Consider the following 23413-nt stretch of genomic DNA (forward strand, 5'->3'; position numbering starts at 1 on the left):
TCTAAAACAGTTTTGATTTACGTATTCTTAATATTACCTTTACACTGACAAAACAGAATATTAAATGTAAAATTATTATTAACATATATTTACGGAAAGGCAGTGATCAATAATGGATTTAGGACTTCAAAATAAACGCGTGATTGTGATTGCATCAAGTAAAGGTTTAGGAAAGGCAACAGCTTTACAGTTTGCTAAAGAAGGAGCTAGGGTGCTTATCTCTAGTAGAAATGAAGAAGAATTAAAAACAACATTAGAGGAAATCAAACAAAATAGCGGTAATGCTGAAATTTTTTATACCGTCTGTGACGTTACGAAGGAAGATGATATTGTTCAATTGTTCAAAGAAGCAAAGACAAAGCTTGGTGGCGTAGATATTCTTGTCAATAATGCAGGAGGCCCGACACCCGGAGGATTTGGCCAAGTAACCGATCAGGACTGGGCAAATGCTTTTGAAAAAAATTTGCTTAGCTATATACGCACTATTCGACAAGCCCTTCCATACATGCAAGCGCAAAAATTCGGCAGAATAGTTAACATTTCGTCATCTTCTACAAAAGAGGTCTTAGATGGTTTAATTTTGTCGAACACTTTCCGTTTAGGTATGGTTGGTTTGTCGAAAAGCATAGCGAGAGAATATGGGAATGATAATATTCTGATTAATACAGTGGGGCCTGGTCGGATTCAAACAGACCGTGTAACAGAGCTAGATGAAATTGCTGCTAAAAAGCGAGATATCACAATAGAAGAAGTTCGTGATGGATTCAAACAAGTGATTCCGATGGGCAGATATGGGGATCCAGCAGAATTTGCCAAAGTGATTACATTTTTATGCTCCGAAGCAAATACTTATATGACTGGTCAAAGTTTAGTTATCGATGGCGGAATGTTAAAGGCTCTATAAATGAGGGAGAAGACGTGCATTGCTTTGAAAAATTTTATATGTTGAGATAACCTCTACTTACTTAAAGAGGTTGGAGCGTTTTATCGATAAACATTAAATTAGTGAAGCTGTCTTATATAGAAGGAAATGAAATAATACGCAAAATGCCCCCTAGAATTTAGGAGGCATTTTTATTTATTTAACAATCATTTTTATTTTATTTTCAGAAGGGTCCTTTGTATAAAAAATATCGTTTTCTTCAAGAACAGAAATATTTTTTTTTCTTAAATTAGTAATCGCAGAGTCTCTTTCTTGTATAGAAGGATAGATAATATTGAATGCTTCTAATCCGGTCATTTCTTCTGTAGCGGGTTTGGCCCCTGCACCAGCCCAAGTGTTCAATCCAATATGGTGATGGTATTTTCCAGTGGACATAAATAGTGCACCTGGATAAGGTGTAACAACTTCAAAGCCCAATAGCTCATAGAACTCTTTGGCTTCCTCGATATCAACCACCTGCAAGTGAATATGTCCCATTACTGTTCCACTAGGCAATCCTTTCCACTCTGTTCCTGCTCCAGCTGCTAAAATATCTTGAGCATTAATTGCCAATGTATCCATTGCAACAAACTCATTATCCCATTTCCATCCAGAATCAGGACGATCGCTATAAATCTCTATCCCGTTACCATCTGGGTCATTTAAATAGAGTGCCTCACTCACTAAGTGGTCTCCTGCACCAATGCGAATTCCGTTTTCTGCAAAGAATCTTAAAACAGCCCCCAAATCTTCACGACTAGGTAATAGTAATGCAAAATGATAAAGACCTGTCGTTTTAGGTAGCTTTGGCTCTACATTGTCAGGCTGTTCAATTGATAACAACGCCGTTTGTCCATCAGCCGTTAGCCATATCTTGTTTGCTTGTTTATCTAATACTCTAAACCCGATTACTTCTTCATAAAATTTAAGTGATTGCTCTAAGTCTGATACCTTTAACTCTACTAGCTCTACGTAAGTCCATGGTTTTTGATGAAATTTCATAGTTATTGGCTCCTCTAATTAACTTACTTTTCGTAAGTAATTATATTTTAATTACCTAAGAAAGTCAACTCTCTTTCATTGTAGACAAACACGGGAATTATATTACCTGTTTTTAAAAGCTATTCTCGCAATGGGGATAACTTTTGTTACAAAATGAACCTGCACCGAATGCGGGATGTCTACGCTAAATCCTCTTTTCTAGATAAAATAGCCATTAATTGCATTGAGAATTGCCTTTATTGCAAAATAAATCTGCTCCAAAGTCTATTTTTGCTGCGAACGGTTATAAATTTTTCTATGCGGTCATAAAAAATTCTATCCGGTCATAAATATTTTTATCCGGTCATAAATGTGCTCTATCCGGTCATAAAGCTATTTTTCTGCTTAAAATGTCTATGCTAAATCCTCTTTTCTAATAAATAGCCACTAATCGCATTGGGAATTGCCGTTATTGCAAAATAAACTTGCTCCAAAGTCTATTTTTGATGCGAACGGTTATAAATTTTTCTATGCGGTCATAAAAAATTCTATCCGGTCATAAATCTCTCTTGAACGGTCATAAATATTTTATCCGGTCATAAATGTGCTCTATCCGGTCATAAAGCTATTTTTCTGGTTAAAATGTCTATGATAAATTCTCTTTCTAGCTACATAAACTATGTTTTACCAATAAAAAGCCACTAATCTTCTATAGATTAGTGGCTAAACCTTTATAATGCTCCTGCAAATTTCTTTTCTTCGTAGGCTTTAATGTGGTCTTCGTATTGGAAGGTTAAGGAGATTTCATCCCAGCCATTTAGGAGCATTTTCTTTTGATAGGGGTCGATTTGGAATGAGTATGTTACTCCATCTTCTCCGATTATTGTTTGTGACTCTAAGTTTACTTCTACCGAGTAGTTTTCCTTGCTGAGGATTGCTTCTACTTCTTCAACTGATAGTTTAATAGGAAGAATGCCATTTTTCATGCAGTTGTTATAGAAGATATCTGCAAAGCTTGGCGCGATAACTACTCGGAAGCCATAGTCCAAAATCGCCCATGGCGCATGCTCTCTTGAAGAGCCACAGCCAAAGTTATCATGTGCTACTAAAATAGCTGAATCTTTATAGCGTTCATCGTTTAATACAAAATCTGTTCGTTCTTTTCCTTCCGCGTCGAAGCGCCAATGGTAGAACAAGTATTTACCGAAGCCAGTGCGCTCGATTCTTTTGAGAAATTCTTTAGAGATGATTTGGTCTGTATCTACGTTTTTTCTATTTAAAGGTGTTATGACACTTTTAATTTCATTGATTGGCTCCATGGTTCTCCTCCTTATGCATGCGCTAGCTGAAATTTGCGTACATCTACAATATGCCCCTCTATTGCAGCTGCAGCTGCCATTGCTGGACTCATTAAATGAGTTTTCGCTCCTGCTCCTTGGCGGCCTTCAAAGTTGCGATTTGAAGTTGAGGCACAATGCTCACCTGCAGGAACTATGTCGTCATTCATTGCTAGACACATGCTACAGCCAGATTCGCGCCATTCAAAGCCCGCTACTTTGAAAATTTGGTCAATTCCTTCGTCTTCTGCTTGTTTTTTTACAGTTTGAGAACCTGGTACAACAATTGCTTTTACATTCGGATGCACCGTACGTCCTTCCACTATGTTAGCAGCATCGCGTAGATCACTTAGACGAGCATTAGTACATGAGCCGATGAAGACGTTACTAATATGAATATCTGTTAATGCCATACCTTCCTGCAGACCCATATAAGTAAGTGCTTTTTCATGTGCCTGCTGATCAGATGACTCATGAAAATCTTTTATATAAGGAATGCTTTGGGAGACTCCAGATCCCATAGATGGATTCGTTCCCCAAGTAACAAATGGTTCAATTTCATTGGCATTGATTTCTAAAGTTTTATCGTAAATAGCTCCATTATCCGATGCTAACTGTAGCCAGCGTGACGCTTCTCGGTCGAATGCTTCACCTTCTGGCACGTATTCTCGACCTTTTAAAAATTCTACAGTAGTCTCGTCGGGACTAATCAATCCTGCTCTTGCTCCTGCTTCAATAGACATATTGCAGATTGTCATGCGCTCCTCCATAGTTAGCTTGCGAATAGCTTCACCAGTATATTCTACGATATAACCCGTTCCCATATCGATTCCGAATTTAGCGATAATAGCCAGAATAATATCTTTAGCTGTTACTCCTATCCCTAGCTCACCAGTTACCTTTATCTCCATTGTCTTTGGTTTAGCCTGCCAAAGGGTTTGTGTAGACAGGACATGCTCTACTTCACTTGTTCCGATACCAAAAGCGATTGCACCGAAGGCACCGTGTGTCGAAGTATGGCTATCACCACAAACAATTGTCTTACCAGGCTGTGTTAGCCCTAGCTCCGGGCCAATTATATGAACGATCCCTTGGTCAGGATGACCGATATTAGCTAAAGGAACTCCAAATTCATCACAGTTTTGCTGTAATGTATTAATCTGTTTACGTGCAATTACATCTTTTATTTCTTCCCGGTTTCTAGTCGGCACATTATGGTCCATTGTCGCGTAGCACAGGTCTGGTCGGCGAACTTTACGATTATTTAAACGTAAGCCCTCAAACGCCTGTGGAGAAGTCACCTCATGAAGCAAATGAAGATCGATATAGAGAAGGTCTGGTTTCCCTTCTTCCTCATACACAATATGTTCATCCCAAATTTTCTCAATAATCGTTTTTGCCATTTAGTCCCTCTCCCTTTTAAACGTATGAATACATAATGCTTTCTGAAACAAACTCTGAATCCAATTCATCCAACACCTTGTCGGTCCAATCACTTGTTGAAAGAACGCGTCTTCCTTTAGTCTGCAAATCTCCTGTAAAATATCCATCATTCAATACACTAAACACAGCCTCTTCAATTGCCGCAGCTTCTGTTTCCATTTGGAACGCCTCTCGTAGCATCATTGCCGCTGATAAAATGCAGGCAGCTGGATTTGCCTTATTTTGACCTGCGATATCTGGTGCAGACCCGTGAACCGGTTCATAAAGTCCAAAACCATCACCTCGTGTACTTGCGGATGGCAACATTCCTAGAGATCCTGTGATCACAGATGCCTCATCACTTAAAATATCGCCAAACATATTCTCTGTAACGATTACATCAAATGCACCTGGTTTTGTAATCAGCTTCATCGCTGTTGAATCGACTAGCATATGCTCTACCTCAACGTCCGGATATCCTTGCTTTTTCTCTTCCACTATTTCTCTCCATAGCTTACTGGAGTCAAGTACGTTCGCTTTGTCTACAGAGGCCAGCTTTCCTCGTCTACTTCTTGCAAGCTGGAACGCTGTGTCAACAATTCGTTCAATTTCTGGTCGAGTATAAACAAGCGTATCCAACGCATAATCCTCTGTTTTCTTACGAGGCTCTGCAAAATACAGTCCACCTGTTAGCTCACGAACAATAACCATATCAACATTTTCCGCTATTTCTTTTTTGAGTGGAGAAGATTCTAGTAAAGCAGGAATTGCCTTCACTGGACGAATGTTTGCATAAAGACCAAAGTGCTTGCGAATTGCTAGCAATCCTTTTTCGGGGCGTAAATGAGATGGGTTTTGATCCCATTTAGGCCCACCTACAGCACCTAAGAGGATGGCATCACTATCACTACATAAGCTGATTGTCTCTTCTGGTAGTGGATTTTCACAAGCATCAATCGCTGCTCCTCCTATTAACGCAAATTGCAGCTTGAATGTATGATTATATCGCTTTGCAATTGTTTCAAGCACCTTTACCGCCGCTTCCGTTACTTCAGGACCGATTCCATCACCAGGTAATACCGTTATCGTTTTTTCCATCCCATTCACTCCCATAGATTTATTTATTGATTGACTGCCACACGCTCTTGATAATGTGCATTCATTAATTGTCGATTGACTGCATTGATATAAGCTCTTGCAGATGCTTTTAAAACGTCTTGCGAAGCATTTCTTCCAGAGGAAGTTACGCCGTTATACGTTAGATTAATAACTGCCTCGCCTAAAGCATCTCGCCCTTTCGAAACAGATGACACCCGATAATCTAAAATTCGAACATCTCCATTTACTAGCTTTTCTAATGTATTGAAAATTGCCTCCACTGCCCCTGAACCGCTACATTTTTCTTTTATTTGCTCTCCTGTTGGCACCTTCACTGTAATAGTTGATGTCGGTATGTTGTTTTCATAATTAATGATTAATTCCTCTAATTCGTAAACGTCAACTTCTCCATTGTCGACTTGCTGATCCGTCAATAAAACAAATAAATCCTCATCGGATATTTCCTTTTTGCGATCTGCAAGCTTTTTAAATGCTGCAAATGCTGCATTTAGTTTTTCCTCGCTAAGCTGGAATCCCATTTGCACTGCACGGCTAAAGAATGCGTGACGACCAGAATGCTTTCCTAGTACTAGCTCTGTTGCGACATCTCCGATTAACTCTGGAGTAATAATTTCATATGTTTCTGGATTTTTCAGCATACCGTCTTGATGAATGCCTGATTCATGAGCAAAGGCATTTTTCCCTACAACCGCTTTGTTCGGCTGGATCACTACTCCGGTAAGCTTACTTACTAGCTGGCTCGTGCGCTTTGTTTCCTTTAGGATAATTCCTGATTCCGCTTGGTAGTAATCGCTACGAATATGTAAAGCGACTGCGACCTCTTCCAGTGCAGCATTACCTGCTCGTTCACCAATTCCGTTAATGGTTCCCTCTACTTGTGTTGCACCATTTTCAATTGCTGCCAGTGTGTTGGACACTGCAAGACCTAAATCATCATGACAGTGAGCGGAAAGCTTCACTCTCTCAATTCCAGTCACATTTTCAGACAAGTATCTAAATAGCGCACCGTATTCAATTGGTGTTGCATAGCCGACTGTGTCTGGAATATTGATAGTAGTAGCTCCTGCTTTAATAACTTCATTGATAATGCGAACTAAAAAATCCTTATCCGACCGCGTTGCATCCTCGGCTGACCATTGCACTAAAGGAAAATACTTACGCGCCAGTTTAACTGATTCAACTGCAATTTCAATCACCTGCTCCGGTGTTTTATTGAGCTTGTATTGCATATGGATTGGAGACGTAGCGATAAATGTATGGAGATGAGGCTGGACCCCTCCTCTTAATGCCTCCCAAGACGTTTCAATGTCGCTTTTTATAGAACGAGCGAGACCTGTGACGACCGAATTTCTTACGGTATTCGCAATTTGTTGGACTGCGTTAAAATCTCCGGGTGACGAAGCAGGAAAACCTGCCTCGATAATAGACACTCCAAATTTCTCTAGCTGACGAGCAATCTCTAACTTCTCTTGGGTGTTGAGGTTAATCCCTGCCGATTGTTCTCCGTCTCTTAAGGTTGTGTCAAAAATATCAATTTTGCCCACTCGTCACCACTTCTTTCTTCGCTTTTTTCCCTTCATTGATGAAAGGCATCATTTCTCTTAGCTGTGCACCTACAGTTTCAATTTGATGCTCTGATTCGGCTTGTTTGATTGCATTATATTTTGAACGCCCTGTTTCATTTTCTTGAATCCATTCCTTCGCAAACTTACCATTTTGAATATCTGTTAATACATCCTTCATACGATCCTTAACAGATGAATCAATGATGCGAGGGCCTGACACAAAATCTCCCCACTCCGCTGTGTCGGAAATGGAAGAGCGCATTGTTGCCATTCCACCTTCATACATAAGGTCTACAATCAGTTTTAATTCATGTAATGTTTCAAAGTAAGCTAGCTCGGGCTGATAGCCAGCTTCCACTAGCGTTTCAAAGCCTGCTTTTACGATTGCTGTTGTACTACCACATAAAACTGCTTGTTCTCCGAATAAATCCGTTTCAGTTTCTTCCTTGAACGTTGTTTCTAATACTCCTGCACGTGACGCCCCGATGCCTTTTGCATAAGCTAAAGCTAAGTCTTTTGCTTGCCCGGTCGCATCTTGATATACCGCAAACAAGCCAGGTACTCCTGCTCCAGATTCAAATGTACGGCGAACTAGATGTCCTGGTCCTTTTGGTGCTACTAAAAATACATCCACGTCTGCCGGAGGAACGATTTGGTCGAAGTGAATGTTAAAACCATGCGCGAATACTAAAGCTTTACCTGCTGTTAAAGCTGCTTCTATTTCTGCCTCATACACTGCCTTTTGTCTTTCATCTGGCAATAAAATCATAATTACATCTGCTTTTTCTGCCGCCTCTTGAACGGAGTAAACCTCCTGCCCATCTTCTGCCGCCTGGTCAAATGATTTTCCAGCACGAATTCCTACGATAACGTTAAATCCTGAATCCTTTAAATTTTGTGCATGTGCATGACCCTGTGATCCGTATCCGATGATTGCAATTGTTTTTTCCTTTAAAGTTCCTTCGTTGATATCCCCGTTATAATACATTTTCGCCATTTTCTTTTCCTCCTCAGAATTTTTGTTTTGTTATTGCAATATAGAAAGATAAGGTGCATTCGTAACCTTTTGTGTTTCTCTTACAAAGGCTGTCACACCTGTTCTTGTTAGTTCTTTAATGCCATAAGGCTTGACGAGCTCGATGAATGCGTCAATTTTCTCCGGGTTTCCAGTGACCTGGAATGTGACAACATTTTTTCCTGTGTCAATTGTAGAAGCTCTGAAAGGCTCTACTAAACTATTGATCTCTGCTCTTGCAGACGGAGGAGATACTACCTTTACTAAGGCGAGCTCCCTAACTACTATCGATTTTTCCGTAATATCATTAACTTTTAAAACATCCACCTGTTTTTGTAGCTGCTTTAACAGCTGCTCCAGCTTCTGTTCATCCTCCACATTTACGACGAAGGTCATTTTAGAGATTTGAGGCTGCTCTGTATGTCCTACCGTAATACTTTCTATATTGAATTGGCGCTTCATGAGTAGACCGGTAACCCGATTGAGTACACCGCTTTGGTTGATAACCGTTACGGTAATAATGCGTTTCATTCTGGCTTCACTCCAATCATTTCATGTAATCCTCTGCCAGGGGCAACCATTGGCATAACACTTTCCTTTTGTACTACTCGGCAATCGATGAGCACTGGCTCATCCGAAGCTAATGCTTCTTTCAATTGAACCTTTGCATCTTCGTATGTCTCAATCTTGTATCCCTTAATATCATAGGCAGCAGCCAGCTTGACGAAATCGGGTTGAACTGAGATTAATGACTGAGAATACCTTTCTCCGTGAAAGGTCTCCTGCCACTGACGAACCATTCCGAGTGCCTGATTGTTTAAAATAATGACCTTCACTGGTATACGCATTTCTTGTAGCAGTGACAGCTCCTGAAGCGTCATCTGGAAGCCAGCATCTCCAACAATGGAAACAACCCTTGCATCCGGCTTAGCAATTTGAGCCCCAATTGCCGCTGGGAATCCAAAGCCCATCGTCCCTAGGCCACCTGACGTTACCCAATTATGTGGCTGACTGAATTTGTAGTATTGTGCAGTCCACATTTGGTGCTGCCCAACGTCTGTTGTTACAACGGCATCACCATTCGTGTACTCCTGAACTAATTCCAATACTTGCTGTGGAAGAAGTCCTCGATTTCCACTTGCATCGTAATGTAATGGATATTGCACTTGGTTGACCTTCAAACTCTCAAGCCAAGCTGCTGTATTTCCATTAGGTACATTTTGGTTCAATAAAGCCTCTAAAGCCTCTTTCGCATCACCGACAATCGGAATCTCTGTTGGAACGTTTTTTCCAATTTCTGCGGGATCTATATCAATGTGAATTACTTTTGCATTAGGAGCGAAGTAATTTAAGTTTCCTGTCAAGCGATCATCAAATCTTGCCCCTACATTAATGAGTAGGTCGCATGTTTGAATGGCCATGTTTGCTGTGTATGTACCATGCATACCAGCCATCCCTAAAAATAATGGGTGTGTACCTTCTATACTCCCTAGTCCTAGAAGTGTATTTGTAATCGGTATTTGATATTTTTCCGCTAGCTCTTTCAATTGCTCGTTGGCTTTCGCAAAAAGTACTCCTGCGCCTGCTAGAATTAATGGCTGTTTGGCGTTTGTAATCGCCTGTGACGCCTTTTGAATTTGCAGGAAGTTCGGCGTAGTTGTCGGTTGATAGCCTGGTAAGTTTACTGCTTCGGTTGCCCCTTCCTTCGGGACAAAAATACCTGTTGCCATATTTTTAGGTATATCTACAACGACTGGTCCTGGACGACCTGTGGAAGCAATGTGAAAAGCTTCATTTATAATTCTTGGGAAATCTGCCACATCTTTTACTTGATAGTTATGCTTCGTAATTGGCTGAGTGATACCAATGATGTCTGCCTCCTGAAAGGCATCTGTTCCGATGACTGTTGTAGCAACCTGACCAGTAAACACAACTAAAGGAATAGAGTCCATCATTGCATCTGCAATTCCTGTCACTACATTAGTTGCACCTGGGCCAGATGTTGCAATCACGACTCCAACTTTACCGGAGACCCTTGCATATCCTTCTGCCGCATGGATAGCACCCTGTTCATGCCGGGCAAGAATATGCTTAATCGGATTTTTATACAGCGCATCATAAATCGGTAAAACCGCACCACCTGGATAACCAAATACTACTTCCACCTGATGCTTTTTCAGTGTCTCAATAAATACTTCTGCACCATTCATTTCCTTGAGAGCTACACTGGTTGCAGGTTCTTCTTTTAAACGTTCCGCTTCTACAGTAAACTTCATCATCATTCCTCCTATTCCTCAATCGTCCAGTTACTCTTAAACCTAGGACACCCTCGTAAGGCAGGGGCCAGAAGCTAGATATGAATCATCTAGCTCATCTAAATAAAAAGAAAAGAATTTCCTCCCACACAAAGAAACCATAGTTCTTTTGTATAGGGATGAAATTCTTTTCATGGTACCACCCTAGTTCGCAGCGCAACCGCTACCTCGCAGACATACGACTAAGCATCGAATGTCCATTTTTAACGAGAGTAGCTTTTTACTACACCCGGAAGTATCTAAAGGGGGAAATCCCGTTCAACACCTCACTCCGAGGGGATGTCGTTAAAGGTTGTATTGCCGGCTCCCAGCTATACCAGCTCTCTGTGAATACAAAATTCCTTTAACTTTTACCTCATCAATGATTTACAGCAATATTTATATTTTCATGACTCCACCTGTGCTTGCAGATGTAACGAGTTTTGAATACCTTGCTAAATATCCTTTTTTAATCTTTGGTTCGAACGGTGGAAGCTCTGCTCTTCTGCTAGCGAGTTCTTCTTCACTAACCTGCAGCTCTATCGTTCTATTTATAAGATCAATAGCGATAATATCGCCATTCTCTACTAAAGCAATCGGCCCTCCATCAGCCGCCTCTGGTGAGATATGTCCGATGGAAATTCCTCTGGAAGCACCTGAAAATCTTCCATCTGTGATGAGTGCTACCTTTGTTCCTAATCCTCGACCTTGTATCGCTGATGTCGGAGCAAGCATTTCTGGCATACCAGGACCACCTCTTGGTCCCTCGTAGCGAATTACTACTACATGACCTGCCTTAACAGTTCCATTGTCAATTGCTTCCTGTGAAGCCTCCTGTGAATCAAAGACAATTGCCTCGCCCGTAAACTCCTTAATAGAAGGGTCCACAGCGCCAACCTTTATCACACCACCCTCAGGAGCAATGTTTCCAAACAGTACAGATAATCCACCTACAGGACTATAAGGATTTTCTTTTCTTCTAATTACTTGCTCGTTTTTAATCTCACAATCTTTTACGTTTTCATAGAGTGACTTCCCGGTAATCGTCAAACGATCTGGGTGAACCGCTCCAGGTATTTCACAAAGTTCCTTTATAATGGCGCTGACTCCTCCTGCTAAGTGAACATCATGCATGGAGTAATCAGATGCCGGCATAATTTTTGATAAATAAGGAATTCTTTTAGCAACTTCATTAATTTCATTTACGTTATATTCAATTTCTGCCTCGTGAGCGATAGCTAATGTATGTAATACAGTGTTCGTTGATCCACCCATTGCCATATCTAGCGCAAAAGCATCATCAATTGTTTCTTTCGTGATTAAGTCTCTAGGCTTTACATCTTCTTTAACCATTCTTACAAGATGCTTTGCAGCTTCTCGAATGAGCTGGTGTCTCTCGTCTGATGTAGCAACAATCGTTCCGTTACCTGGTAAAGTTACTCCTAGCATTTCCATTAGAGAGTTCATCGAGTTTGCTGTGAACATCCCTGAGCAGGAGCCGCATGTTGGACATGCATTTTGTTCGATATCTAAGAGCTGCTCTGCAGTCATTGAACCAGATTTATAAGATCCCACACCTTCAAATACGGAGGTTAAGGAAAGCTGCTTTCCATCAGCAGATACACCTGCCTCCATAGGACCGCCTGACACAAATACGGATGGGACGTTCGTTCTGACTGCTGCCATTAGCATTCCTGGAGTAATCTTGTCACAGTTTGGAATGTAGAAGACACCGTCAAACCAGTGAGCATTAATAACGGTTTCCGCTGAGTCTGCTATCAACTCACGACTCGGAAGTGAATATCGCATTCCGATATGTCCCATTGCAATTCCATCGTCTACACCGATTGTGTTGAATTCGAATGGAATTCCACCTGCCTCACGAATCGCCTCCTTTACAACCTCTGCAAATTTATTTAAATGCATATGGCCAGGAATAATATCGATATAGGAGTTACATACACCAATAAATGGTTTATCTAAATCTCTTGTTTTTACTCCCGTAGCATAAAGTAAGCTACGATGAGGAGCTCGATCTACGCCTTTTTTTATCATGTCACTTCTCATTTAAATCGCCCCTATACTTTACCGCTTCAACGCGTTTACCTGTGCAAAATTCGTGAAATTCATTTTTAAATACTATGTGAATTTTCTTGCAATATTTAATATATTGAAGCTATCATAACGCCTTTAAATCCTTGCGTCAACAGTATTTTAGTAAATTTTCTGTTAGTTTTGAATATTCGTAAATGTTGTAATCGCTTACAATAGCGATATATCGCATTTTAAATAAAGAAAAATTATTTTTAATTTTATTTATACATAACATGATTGTTGGAGGCATATGCATGTTGGTCTTTTAAGCGAACAAAAGGAAGGTGGAAGGATTATTTTCAAGAATTAGACGAGATATATTATAGGAGAATCACTAGATTGATTTTGCAGTGATATGACAAAATAACCCTGATTTTCGCTCTATGCGGACGCTTTCCGCGGGGTGAGTGATAAGCGCCATCACCGTCGCTTTCGCGCCGGTTGTGATGTCTTATCTCTCTCACTCATCCCGCTGGAGTCGCCACATGCGCTTCAATCAGATATGTAAAGAAGTAATATAGTGTAAATTAAATCAATTTATAAATTAGCCTGTTATATGAATACTCATATAGATGCAATTCACATGAAAAACATATATGTAAATCTTGATTTTCGCTCTATGCGGACGCTTTCCGCGGGGTGAATGATAAGCCATCACCGTCGCTTACGCGCCGGTTGTGATGTCTTATCTATCTCACTCATCCCACTGGAGTCGCCGCATGTCGCTTCAATCAACAGAAAATGGATGACTTGTAGAATGAGAAACTACTATCCTACCCATTAAAGAAATTAAACACTTTTTTGCCTAAAAAATACCATGAACACAAGGTTCACGGCATAAATATTAAATCATGATGAAATTCTTTAGAAAAAGATACGCATTCTTAAACAAGATCCTTTAGAAACAATTTTTACCATAGGATTGGTTTTGCAACCATGAACCAAAGCATAATCATTAGCAGGAAAATATACTTCCATACGGAGGAGCGTAGCTTTGAAATAAGTGTCTCTACATTCATCTCACCAGCATAAAACTGTCGAATTTTCGGTTTAAAGGCTCTAGCCAAAAAGATGATAGAGCTTACCATGACAATAATTGTCATTATTACCCATGAAGTCGTCCATGGCCAATTCCCTTGCCACATAAGCAGGATGCCAGAGAAAACCAAGACATGTCCCGCATGCTTTACAATTCGAATAGCTGCCTGAAATACCTCTATCTGAGTATCTAACTCTATTCCTGCTTTGCCTTTCATACGGTTCAGTAAAGGAAACAATACAAAGAATGGACCTACGGAAAGAATAGCACTAATCACGTGCATATACATAATGAATGAATACATAATTGATCACCTATCCTTATTATACTAAAAAGTTTTCCTTTTAATTGTGACTAGGTGAGGAATTATCATGATAAATAGAATTAAAAATTTGAGCCTGCTAGACTACACTAATTGTTCGGTTGAAGAAAACTTATAAATCTCTTCCTCTATCATTAAAGAAGGCATTACCACAGTATGTGACAATGCCTTAGCGCTCATGAGATTAAAGCTTTTCTGTCTTTTAGTTAAGACAAGTGGACTCTACCCAATACTTTATTTATTAAATTTTAAAATGACTTACTTCACTTTGTAATTTTTCTGCAAGAGTAGCTAAAGTTTGTGCGTTTGTAGAAATTTCCTCATTTGCAGCTAATTGCTGCTCAGTTGCTGCACTCGTATCACTAGCTCCATCTGCAGCATGACTTGCCAAGCCTTGAACCTGTTGAGCATTATCCGTTACTGAGCTAGCCATTTCTTTAATTTGCTCGATTGCAGTAGTAACAGATTCAACCTTTTCAGCTACGGCTTCTACACTAGATTCAATTTCGTTGAAAACATCTAATGATTCAGTAGTTTTAGACAGACCGTCCTCTACTTTGTCACCACCGGTTGTAATCGCCTTTACAGCCTCTGTTGAAGCAGACTGAATCAATTTAACCATAGATTCAATTTCGGAAGCAGAGTTTTTTGATTGCTCTGCAAGCTTGCGAACTTCTTCTGCTACTACCGCGAAGCCTTTACCATATTCCCCAGCGCGAGCTGCCTCGATTGCAGCGTTCAATGCTAGTAAATTCGTTTGTTCTGAAATATCCGTGATTAATGCAGTAATCGATTGAATTTCATGGGAATGCTTAGCCATATTATTCATAATCTCTGTTGTTTCTTTGAATGTTTCATGGATAGTATTCATTTGACTTGCTACACCAGATACTACTGTAGAGCCTTTTGTTACTAATTTTTTCACGCCATCAGTTGCTTGAAGCATCTCGTTATTGTTTTGCGAAATATCTTCCACACCTTGTTGCATTTCTGACATAGATCTAACAGAGCTTTCTAAATGCTTCACTTGCTCCTCGCTCGCTGCCATTTGTTCTTCTGCAGATTTTGCAACCATCTGAGAGGATGCTAAACTTTCTTCTGAACTTGCAGAAAGTTCTTCCGCATTTGCAGCAAGCTGCATGGAAGAATCACGTACATTGGAAACGATACGCTGTAAATCGCTCGTCATTTTGTTGAATGTTAAAGCCATTGCTCCAACTTCGTCTCTATTTTTTATAACGATTGGCTCTACATTCAGATTACCATCCGCTATTTCTCCTAAGCCTTCTGTAACCTTGCGGATTGGGCTAGATATACCTTTGCTAATGAAATGTGATACTAAAACCCCAATAATAATACTTGCAATGGCTAAAATAATAATAGTTATATTAACGTTAGTTTGATATGTATCTAAGTCTTCTCTAGTTTTTTGCATATTTTCTTGTTGAATTTGCTTTAAATCACCTAAAATCACTAATGTCTTCTCATTTAATTCCGATGATTGAGCTGCATATTGATCAAAGGGCTGGTTGCTTTTTTTCAATGAGATAATCTTATCATTTGATTCAAACAGTTGAACTGTCTCCGTTTGTAGGTCTTTCATTAATTTTAAAGATTCTTCATCCTTAACAGACTCTATTAATTTACGAGCTGCTATAGAACCCTTTTCTATTTCCTCATCAAATTTATCGGTAGCATCCTCCGAGCCGAACATGACGAATTCTAGTACAGCAGTCGCCATATCTTTTTGAATTACTTCAATTTCTGATACTAGATTAATTTTTTCAATGTCCTTATCAATAATAGATTTATATTTGTCTGCAACATCATAAGAAGTAAAGATAGATATAACACTTATAAAAATTAATAAAAGTAAAACAAATGAAAAACCGAACCACATTTTCTTTGAAATTGACAATTTCATTTTGGAACTCCTTTTCCTTTAAAATATTTAGCGCTAGTAAAAATGCACCTCTATAATTATACTCTTTTTAAGGTATTTAGACATAGATAAATGTACATATTTATTCATAATAAAATAAAAAAGATCTATACTACGAAACATAATATAGATCCCTTTTACCTATATCTTAAAATGACTTACATTATTTTGTAATGTTTCAGCAAGGTTTGCTAGAGACTGGGCATTAGAGGTAATTTCTTCGTTAGAAGCAAGCTGCTGCTCTGTTGCGGAGCTTGTGTCATTTGCTCCTTGGGCAACGATTTCAGCAAGTCTTTGAACCTCCAAGGAGCCCTCTGACACCGATTGAGCAATTGCCTGAATTTGCTCAATTGCTGTAGAAACAGATTCTACTTTCTCTCCTACCTCCACTACCGCTGATTCAATAAGCTGGAAGACCTCTAAAGACTCGTTTGTTTTGTTCATGCCCTCTTTTATCTTGTTCTCCCCAGTTGTAATAGCCTCTACCGCAGTACCAGATGCTCCCTGAATCAATTCAATCATTTTAGCAATTTCAGATGCTGCATTTTTCGACTGCTCCGCTAGCTTTCTTACCTCGTCTGCAACGACCGCAAAGCCTTTGCCATACTCTCCAGCCCGGGCAGCCTCAATAGCCGCATTCAATGCTAGTAAATTGGTTTGCTCTGAAATTTCTGTAATGAGAGAAGTGATTCCCTGGATATCATGTGAGTGCTTCTCCATATCTCTCATATTATTTGCCGTTTCATTGAACGTATTATGAATCATATTCATCTGAGTGGCCACAGCCGCTATTACATCAGAACCCTGCTTCACTAGGTGTCCTACATTTTCTGCGGAGTTCAACATTTCCCCATTACTTGCTGCAATGTCACTAACGCCTTGAGATAGCTCAGACATGCCTGCCATCGAAGTGGTCATATGTTCTACTTGTTGTTCACTGCTAGTCATTTGCTCATGTGCCGAGCTTGCTACTAATTGAGAGCTAGCAAGACTTTCTTCTGCAATGGCTGATAGTTCCTCCGCATTTGCTGCTAGTTGCATAGAGGTGTCTTGGACGTTGGAAACAATTGTACGAAGATCCTCTGACATTATGTTAAATGCTGCTGCCATTTCGCCTGCTTCATCCTTGTTCTTAATATGAATTGGCTCTACATGCAAGTTGCCTCCTGCAATTTCTGTAAGACCTAAGGTAACACGCTTAATTGGACGTGCAATGCTTCTGCCTATGTAAAATGCAATAATTGCCCCAAGGATAGCCCCTACAATCGTAATAGCCATGACGAAAATGTTCGCACCACGCTCGTAGTCCTGCAGCTCATTCACTGTTACAGCCATATCATTTTGAAGTTGTTCCTCTATCTTGTTTAATATAGATACCATATTGTCATTAATAGTTTTTACATCTTTCGTTAACGTATTTATTTGAGTCGGGTCAACAAGAATTTGGTTAGAGATGAGCTTTTCATTAGCCTCTACAAACATTACGTACTTTCTTTCATAGTCCTCGATGAAAGGAAGAGACTCCTTTGAATTTATCCCCTGTTTGAGCTCTTCCATCAGCGTCCCAGTGGTCTCCAGATGCGAGCTGACTCCCTTTCGAGAAGCATCCATTTTCGTTAATAAAAAATCATAAAGATTTTCTGTAGTTTCATTTTGAGACATTTTGATTTCCTGGATAAGCCTCACATTTACGCTATCCACCTCAAGAATCTCTCTATACTGTTTATTTGTTTCCTTGCCTGCTAAGCTACTGAAAAAAGAAACAACAATCATCAATAGGATAATTGCGGAGAAGCCCAACCACATTTTCTTTGTAATTGTCCACTTCATAATATATCTCCTGTCTGATTATTTACTTTTGAACAAAACGGTTAAAGGATACAAAATGCTCTTTCCAATACACATTATCTAGCTTTGTGATCTCTACTCCCTTAGATCCTGCATGGACAAATTGATTGTCTCCAAGATAGATCCCCATATGAGAAATTCCTTCTTTATACGTGTTTTGGAAGAACACTAAATCTCCAGGAATCGGGTTAGTCACCACAATACTTTCTAAATAGTAGGACTCGCTACTCTTACGTTCGATTTTCATACCAGCTTGCGTATGTAGGAAATAAATAAACCCACTACAATCAAATCCAGCCATCGTATTACCTGCATACAAATAAGGAATGCCCTCCAGGCGTTTAGCAAAATCAATGATCAATGGGTAATAAGCATAACCTTCTTCAGATACATTGCTAGGTACTGTAATAACAGGAGCCGGTGAGACAACCAACTCATTTTTTACAGGTGCTGTTACTACAGGAGCTGTTTTAACTGGCGTTGTATTCGTTGTCCCCTTAACAGTTGCCGGCTTTTGAACGACAAGCTTTTGCTTAATAAAAATATTATCCTTTGTCAGCTTGTTCCAAGTACGTAAATCAGCGACTGTTACATTATGTAATTTAGCAATTTTAGTAAGCGAATCGCCTTTTTTCACTTCATAAAGCGTACTAGCACTTGCAGTTTCTGTAATAAAAAACAGTATAAATGCTATAATCAGCACTTTCTTTCTCATACTTTAAACCCCCTTTCTTTTTATATCGGTAAAACTTTGGTAACATCCACAACTTTCAACAAAATATTACCTGGGAAATAAATGCTCGTAAATTATCAGAAAATATGGCATGATAATTAATGAATAACCATTCAGTAAATACAAAGGGGACATGATACATGAACGAAACCTGGAACCAAATCGAAAACACAATGAATAACCACCCAACTCCAATCCAAAACCAAAACGTCCGTTACGAATTCCACCTAACCGGCGACGAACCATCCGTCAAACAGCTAGTCCTAGCTGACGGTCGAGCATTTGTAACGGATGATACTAGCTCAAAAGCTGATTGCACTCTTACATTAAGCTCAAAGGATTTTGTAAAGCTCATTAACGGGGATTTAAATAGCACTTCTGCATTTATGTTTGGGAAGCTGAAGGTTGACGGGAGTATTGGATTGGCATTGAAGCTGGAGGGATTGTTGAAGGAGTATAGTTTTTAAGAGAAAAAGAAAAACGACTTTCATAGCGAAAGTCGTTTTTTGTATTATTTTTTATTATCAAAATACATACCATCAATCATTTGAGTAGCCGCATAAGGGTTAGTGTAAGAACCTTCATGGCGTTTCTTTTGCTGAAGCTCCTTAATATCTTTCTTAACAAGAGCCATCACAGTAGTTAGCTGTTTATTGATCCCATGATCTAACTCTATTAATTTGCCATAAACTGATAGCTTGGATATTTGTTCAAGATCTAAGGATTGTAATGCCATTTCACGAGCATCCAATAACTCATTAATTTTTTCAATAAATTCTGTACGCTCATCATCAGATGGTGTTTTTAAAAGATGGCTGTATAGCTCTTCAGAGACCGCTAAAAATTGGTCGACACTAGCCATCACGCTTGTCCGCCAGTAGTAAATTGCTTTTGACGATTCAATTGAATGACTTGCTTCCATGTGTCGCGGAAATCAAGGACATATGCTTCCACTTCCTCAATAATAGCAGTGTCATTCTTCATATTTGCTTCAATTAAGCGATGATTCATATATTCATACATTTGCATCATTGACTTAGAAACTTCAATATCCATATTTAAGGTCATCATAAGCTCTTGAATAATTTTCTGTGCCTTCTGCAAGTTTGTATTTTTTTCTTGAATATTCTTTTCTGCTACCGCAATTTTTGCTTTACCTAAAAATTTTAAACAACCATTGTATAACATCAAAGTCAACTCACCTGGCGATGCAGTACTCACACTATTATTTTTATAAGCTTGGTGGACCGATTGTGCTGACAAATCTTACAACTCCTTTTGTTGAAAAACATAATTATATTTAGCTTTGGCCGAATTGTGATAGATAACCTGATTGTGAATTGGCTTTATTAATCGCTGTTTCCATTGCTGTAAATTGTTTCCAATAGCGTGCTTCCATATCTTCTAAACGACGTTGGAAGTTAGTAATACGAGTATTCGTATCGATTAAACTTTTACCTATTGAATACTGCTGGTCAGTAGAACTAGCTTTACCCGCCTTGGTTTCTATATTAGTAGTTAAATCTTTCATAGAATCGCGGAGACGTTTAACAATTCCACGTGAATCTTCTGTTTCTGTTTTAGTTCCTGAAGAAGTAATTGTTTTCACAACTTGATCAGGATTTTCTGTCAAAGCTTTACGTAATTTTTCATCATTTATGACTAGTTTACCGCCATCAGAATATATATTTGATGTAGTAATTCCCATTTCTGCAAGTGTATCAATTATATTATCTTCATTGCCAACTTTTCCATAAATTGAATTACGCATATTCGATAAACCATTACTAACAATGGAATCACTTCTTAGAAGGCCACTTTTAGCTTTTTCATCCCACAGCTTCTGTTCGCTTTCGGACATATCTTTGCGTTGTTCGTCTGTTAGTGGTGGGTAATCACGATATTTTTTTTCTTTTAATGAATCATTCATTCCGCTTATAAGCTCATTATACTTTGTAACAAATTCTTTTACTTTGTCTACCATGGAATCGATATCAGTAGATGACTTTAATTGGACTGATGAAACATTACTGTCCTGAGGGGTATTATTATTTTTTTCAACAATACTATCGTATTCAGCATCTAATTGTATCTTTTTTTGCTCTTTAGTGACTAAATCTTGCTCAGCTTGTACCTTTTGTTTGTTTGAAATCTCCAGTTTTATTTCTTCCTTAGCGACGGAACCATATAAATTAAATTCAGCATTTTCTAAGTCTCTTAATTGAGAGCGTTCTCCGTCGCTTAAACTTTTCAACATTTTTTTTGCATCATCTGAAATTTCAGCTGCATCTATTGCTGCATTATTAATCTTCCCGTCTTCACTTTCTACTAGACCTTTAAAAGTAGAAAAGTCAGTTTCACTAATATTAGCCAAAGCGTTACGTAAGGAAGTTTTATCTGTTACTAATAACTGATAGGTATTTTTTTGTTCTGTCGTTAAGGGAGTATATATTCCATCAAATGTTGATTGTTGAGCTTCTGCCGCTACTTTTGAAGCATCTCTTGCAGAGATAGCATTAATCACATCTTGTGCAGCCATTGTTTTGGCTTCTTGTAATTTAATTACTTGCTGTTCTAGTGTATTTTTAACATTGAAAGTTGATTGTAAAGTTACATTATACCCTGCAAGATTAAAAGTATTAGAAGCACGTTCTGTTGAAATACCATTAACTTGAAATACTGCATTTGTACCACCAGTCGCTAAATTTCGAGCTTCAGTCATTCCTAGCGCATTAAATACATTTTCTCCATCAACTACTTGTACTTCAGCTTCTCCTTTTAAATCACCAGTATTCTTAGCAGTAATGGAAAGCTTACCATTTTCAAATAATGCAGATACACCGGCATTGCTTTCATTAATCTTTTTAACAACTTGATCTATTGTGTCTGAAGCACTAATATCAATTTTAGTTGCTTCCTTTGCCAATGTTCCGTCTGCTTGAATAGCTTTTAAAGAAATACTAGTATCTCCAGTGAACCCTGACAGCTCCCCCATTTTAGTGGCACCACTTACTGTGCCACCATTTGAAGTAGAAATTGTATTCCCAATTTGTCTTGCTGCGCTTGCTAGTTGAGAAACTCCTTCTATTGAGAGATTACTTGATGCAGAACCAGTTGCAGTAGCATTTACTAGATTTGAATTAGAACTTTCCGCTTTCTTTTTATTAAAATTACTAGAAATGAGGAAATTATCAACTAAGTAAGTATCGAAACTTTTTAATTTAGTATTAATTGAGCGATAAGAATCACGTTGCCATTCGAATGTAGTTTTCTTCTGTACTAATTTGTCTAGTGGTACGCGTTGGGCTTTCATTAAATCTCCAACAATTTGGTCGATGTCCATTCCTGAAGCTAATCCACCTATTCTTAAGCCTGCCATAAAAAAACCTCCTAAATTTTTTCGTCAATTATCATACCTAAAAATTTTTGCATCGTATAAAATGCATCTAATAATTTTCGAGGTGGCACCTCTCTAATTACTTCTTCTGTTTCTGCGTCGATTACTTCTACGTAATAGCGCTCTAAACCATCATGCATAACAAATTTAGAATTTCTGTTTTGGATAGTCATAAACTCATTTAATGCATCCACTGCTTTTTGAACTTTTTCTTTTGGAAATATTTCTTTTTCATTTGCTTTTTGTTCTGATTGCATAATTTGTCTTATCGAATTTTCCGTTACATTTGATTTTATTTCTCCAACTACTTCTGTTTTTAGCTGTGAGACAATTGCAACTTCTTTTGACTGGGCCTGTGCTGATAGACGCATAAATAGGCTCTCCTCCTATGCTAACGATGTTCTTATATACCTTATCGGCATATTAATATTATTTTTGAGTTGTTAGCAAAATTTCCATCTTAAGTGACGATAATAATAGAGAAGGAAAATAATTCACATGGAGGTGAATACATTGAAAATACAAAATCAGGCAGGGATTGCCTTCTCTATTAATCGCTATCAAAGAAATGACAATGCAATAACTCGAACACTAGAAAAACTTTCAGGTGCCGACAAATTGACTCGTGCTGCAGATAATGCTTCAGGTTTATCCATCTCGGAAACAATGCGTGGGCAAATTCGTGGACTTGCAACGGCTCAGCTTAATATGCAAGATGGACTTTCAGTACTAGAAACAACCGATGCCGGTCTTCAGCATGTAAGTAGTGTATTACAACGAATTAGAGAATTAGCAGTGCAAACATCAACTGACACAGTTTCAGACAGTGACAGAGGAACAGTTCAGGAGGAATTAGATCAGCTTCTTCAATCAATTGATGATACTGCGGAGAAAATGGAATTCAACACACAAACTATTCTTGGTGACGTCCGACCATTGTATATACATGTTGGCGCAAACTCTGGCCAAACCCTTCGTATTGATACAGTGAACGTTAGTACAGCTTCATTAGGTATAGCAATTGCTAAGCTTTCAAATCGTGAAGAAGCAGAGAATTTAATAGCAAAAGTGGATACAGCCAAATCTATTATTTCTAGTCACGTAACAAATACCGGAGCAGACTATGAAGTACTAACCCAACATAAGGATAATGTGTCGAATATCGAGGCAAGTCTTCTAAAGTCAGAATCCCTTATTCGAGATCCAGATATGGCTTATGAAATGGTGGAATTTGTTAAACAAGGAATACGCCAAAAGGGCGATGAAATGCTAATTAAGCATACGAATCAAAATGTTAATGATGTACTAAGTTTATTTAGCTAAAAAAAACAGACTAGGAAACCAAAATAAGGTTCCTAGTCTGTTTTTATGAAAATCTACAAT

20 protein-coding genes are annotated in these 23413 nt (G+C 38.7%); 3 read left to right on the forward strand and 17 right to left on the reverse strand.

Annotation, left to right across the window (positions count from 1 at the left end):
- Window positions 1-112 precede the first annotated feature (112 nt).
- Window positions 113-904 (forward strand): SDR family oxidoreductase, encoded by a 792-nt coding sequence (locus H9650_RS02690; RefSeq protein WP_191696483.1) that lies wholly within the window; start codon window positions 113-115, stop codon window positions 902-904.
- A gap of 174 nt (window positions 905-1078) precedes the next feature.
- On the opposite strand, the gene H9650_RS02695 is transcribed toward H9650_RS02690, so the two are convergent.
- From H9650_RS02695 to H9650_RS02755, 13 genes are all read right to left on the reverse strand, one after another.
- Complete coding sequence (locus tag H9650_RS02695; protein ID WP_144537639.1) at window positions 1079-1924, reverse strand: VOC family protein; 846 nt, start codon at window positions 1922-1924, stop codon at window positions 1079-1081.
- A 710-nt stretch (window positions 1925-2634) separates the two neighbouring features.
- Window positions 2635-3222, reverse strand: a complete 588-nt coding sequence (gene leuD / locus H9650_RS02700; protein WP_191696484.1) for a 3-isopropylmalate dehydratase small subunit — start codon at window positions 3220-3222, stop codon at window positions 2635-2637.
- Between the two features lie 11 nt (window positions 3223-3233).
- Window positions 3234-4643 carry a 3-isopropylmalate dehydratase large subunit gene (gene leuC / locus H9650_RS02705; protein WP_191696485.1) on the reverse strand — a complete coding sequence of 470 codons (1410 nt, stop codon included), beginning with the start codon at window positions 4641-4643 and terminating at the stop codon, window positions 3234-3236.
- Window positions 4644-4659: 16 nt separating this feature from the next.
- Window positions 4660-5760 (reverse strand): 3-isopropylmalate dehydrogenase, encoded by a 1101-nt coding sequence (gene leuB, locus H9650_RS02710; RefSeq protein WP_191696486.1) that lies wholly within the window; start codon window positions 5758-5760, stop codon window positions 4660-4662.
- Between the two features lie 23 nt (window positions 5761-5783).
- Window positions 5784-7325 (reverse strand): 2-isopropylmalate synthase, encoded by a 1542-nt coding sequence (locus H9650_RS02715; RefSeq protein ID WP_191696487.1) that lies wholly within the window; start codon window positions 7323-7325, stop codon window positions 5784-5786.
- A complete protein-coding gene (ilvC, locus tag H9650_RS02720; protein WP_191696488.1) occupies window positions 7312-8343 on the reverse strand; it encodes a ketol-acid reductoisomerase in 1032 nt (343 codons plus the stop codon). The genes H9650_RS02715 and ilvC overlap by 14 nt, the downstream gene beginning before the upstream one ends.
- A gap of 30 nt (window positions 8344-8373) precedes the next feature.
- A complete protein-coding gene (gene ilvN, locus H9650_RS02725) occupies window positions 8374-8892 on the reverse strand; it encodes an acetolactate synthase small subunit (protein WP_191696489.1) in 519 nt (172 codons plus the stop codon).
- A complete protein-coding gene (gene ilvB / locus H9650_RS02730) occupies window positions 8889-10643 on the reverse strand; it encodes an acetolactate synthase large subunit (RefSeq protein ID WP_404814864.1) in 1755 nt (584 codons plus the stop codon). The genes ilvN and ilvB overlap by 4 nt, the downstream gene beginning before the upstream one ends.
- Window positions 10644-11054: 411 nt before the next feature.
- Window positions 11055-12722 (reverse strand): dihydroxy-acid dehydratase, encoded by a 1668-nt coding sequence (gene ilvD / locus H9650_RS02735; protein ID WP_154311284.1) that lies wholly within the window; start codon window positions 12720-12722, stop codon window positions 11055-11057.
- A 938-nt stretch (window positions 12723-13660) separates the two neighbouring features.
- The gene (locus tag H9650_RS02740; protein ID WP_225215868.1) at window positions 13661-14092 is read right to left on the reverse strand and encodes a hypothetical protein; all 432 of its coding nucleotides are present in this window, start codon (window positions 14090-14092) and stop codon (window positions 13661-13663) included.
- A gap of 259 nt (window positions 14093-14351) precedes the next feature.
- Entirely contained in the window at window positions 14352-16034 is a 1683-nt protein-coding gene (locus tag H9650_RS02745) for a methyl-accepting chemotaxis protein (protein WP_191696491.1), read from the reverse strand.
- 159 nt (window positions 16035-16193) lie between these two features.
- On the reverse strand, window positions 16194-17882 hold the full coding sequence (locus tag H9650_RS02750; RefSeq protein ID WP_191696492.1) for a methyl-accepting chemotaxis protein: 1689 nt from the start codon (window positions 17880-17882) through the stop codon (window positions 16194-16196).
- A 22-nt stretch (window positions 17883-17904) separates the two neighbouring features.
- On the reverse strand, window positions 17905-18615 hold the full coding sequence (locus tag H9650_RS02755) for a C40 family peptidase (RefSeq protein WP_191696493.1): 711 nt from the start codon (window positions 18613-18615) through the stop codon (window positions 17905-17907).
- A 158-nt stretch (window positions 18616-18773) separates the two neighbouring features.
- Between H9650_RS02755 and H9650_RS02760 the strand changes: the two genes are divergently transcribed.
- On the forward strand, window positions 18774-19100 hold the full coding sequence (locus H9650_RS02760; RefSeq protein ID WP_144537613.1) for an SCP2 sterol-binding domain-containing protein: 327 nt from the start codon (window positions 18774-18776) through the stop codon (window positions 19098-19100).
- A gap of 44 nt (window positions 19101-19144) precedes the next feature.
- On the opposite strand, the gene H9650_RS02765 is transcribed toward H9650_RS02760, so the two are convergent.
- Genes H9650_RS02765 through H9650_RS02780 form a run of 4 tightly spaced genes read right to left on the reverse strand, consistent with a single transcriptional unit; the run spans window position 19145 to window position 22401 of the window.
- On the reverse strand, window positions 19145-19495 hold the full coding sequence (locus H9650_RS02765) for a flagellar protein FliT (RefSeq protein ID WP_151110875.1): 351 nt from the start codon (window positions 19493-19495) through the stop codon (window positions 19145-19147).
- Window positions 19495-19896 carry a flagellar export chaperone FliS gene (gene fliS, locus H9650_RS02770; protein ID WP_151110877.1) on the reverse strand — a complete coding sequence of 134 codons (402 nt, stop codon included), beginning with the start codon at window positions 19894-19896 and terminating at the stop codon, window positions 19495-19497. Before fliS ends, H9650_RS02765 begins: the two co-directional genes overlap by 1 nt.
- Before the next feature lie 37 nt (window positions 19897-19933).
- On the reverse strand, window positions 19934-22012 hold the full coding sequence (gene fliD / locus H9650_RS02775; RefSeq protein ID WP_191696494.1) for a flagellar filament capping protein FliD: 2079 nt from the start codon (window positions 22010-22012) through the stop codon (window positions 19934-19936).
- Between the two features lie 11 nt (window positions 22013-22023).
- Entirely contained in the window at window positions 22024-22401 is a 378-nt protein-coding gene (locus H9650_RS02780; protein WP_191696495.1) for a flagellar protein FlaG, read from the reverse strand.
- 133 nt (window positions 22402-22534) lie between these two features.
- Here H9650_RS02780 and H9650_RS02785 point away from each other — a divergent pair, with 133 nt between their 5' ends.
- Window positions 22535-23353 carry a flagellin N-terminal helical domain-containing protein gene (locus H9650_RS02785; protein WP_318245388.1) on the forward strand — a complete coding sequence of 273 codons (819 nt, stop codon included), beginning with the start codon at window positions 22535-22537 and terminating at the stop codon, window positions 23351-23353.
- The last annotated feature ends 60 nt before the right edge of the window (window positions 23354-23413 follow it).

It is taken from the genome of Psychrobacillus faecigallinarum, from assembly GCF_014836595.1.
In the GTDB taxonomy this organism is placed as follows: domain Bacteria; phylum Bacillota; class Bacilli; order Bacillales_A; family Planococcaceae; genus Psychrobacillus; species Psychrobacillus faecigallinarum.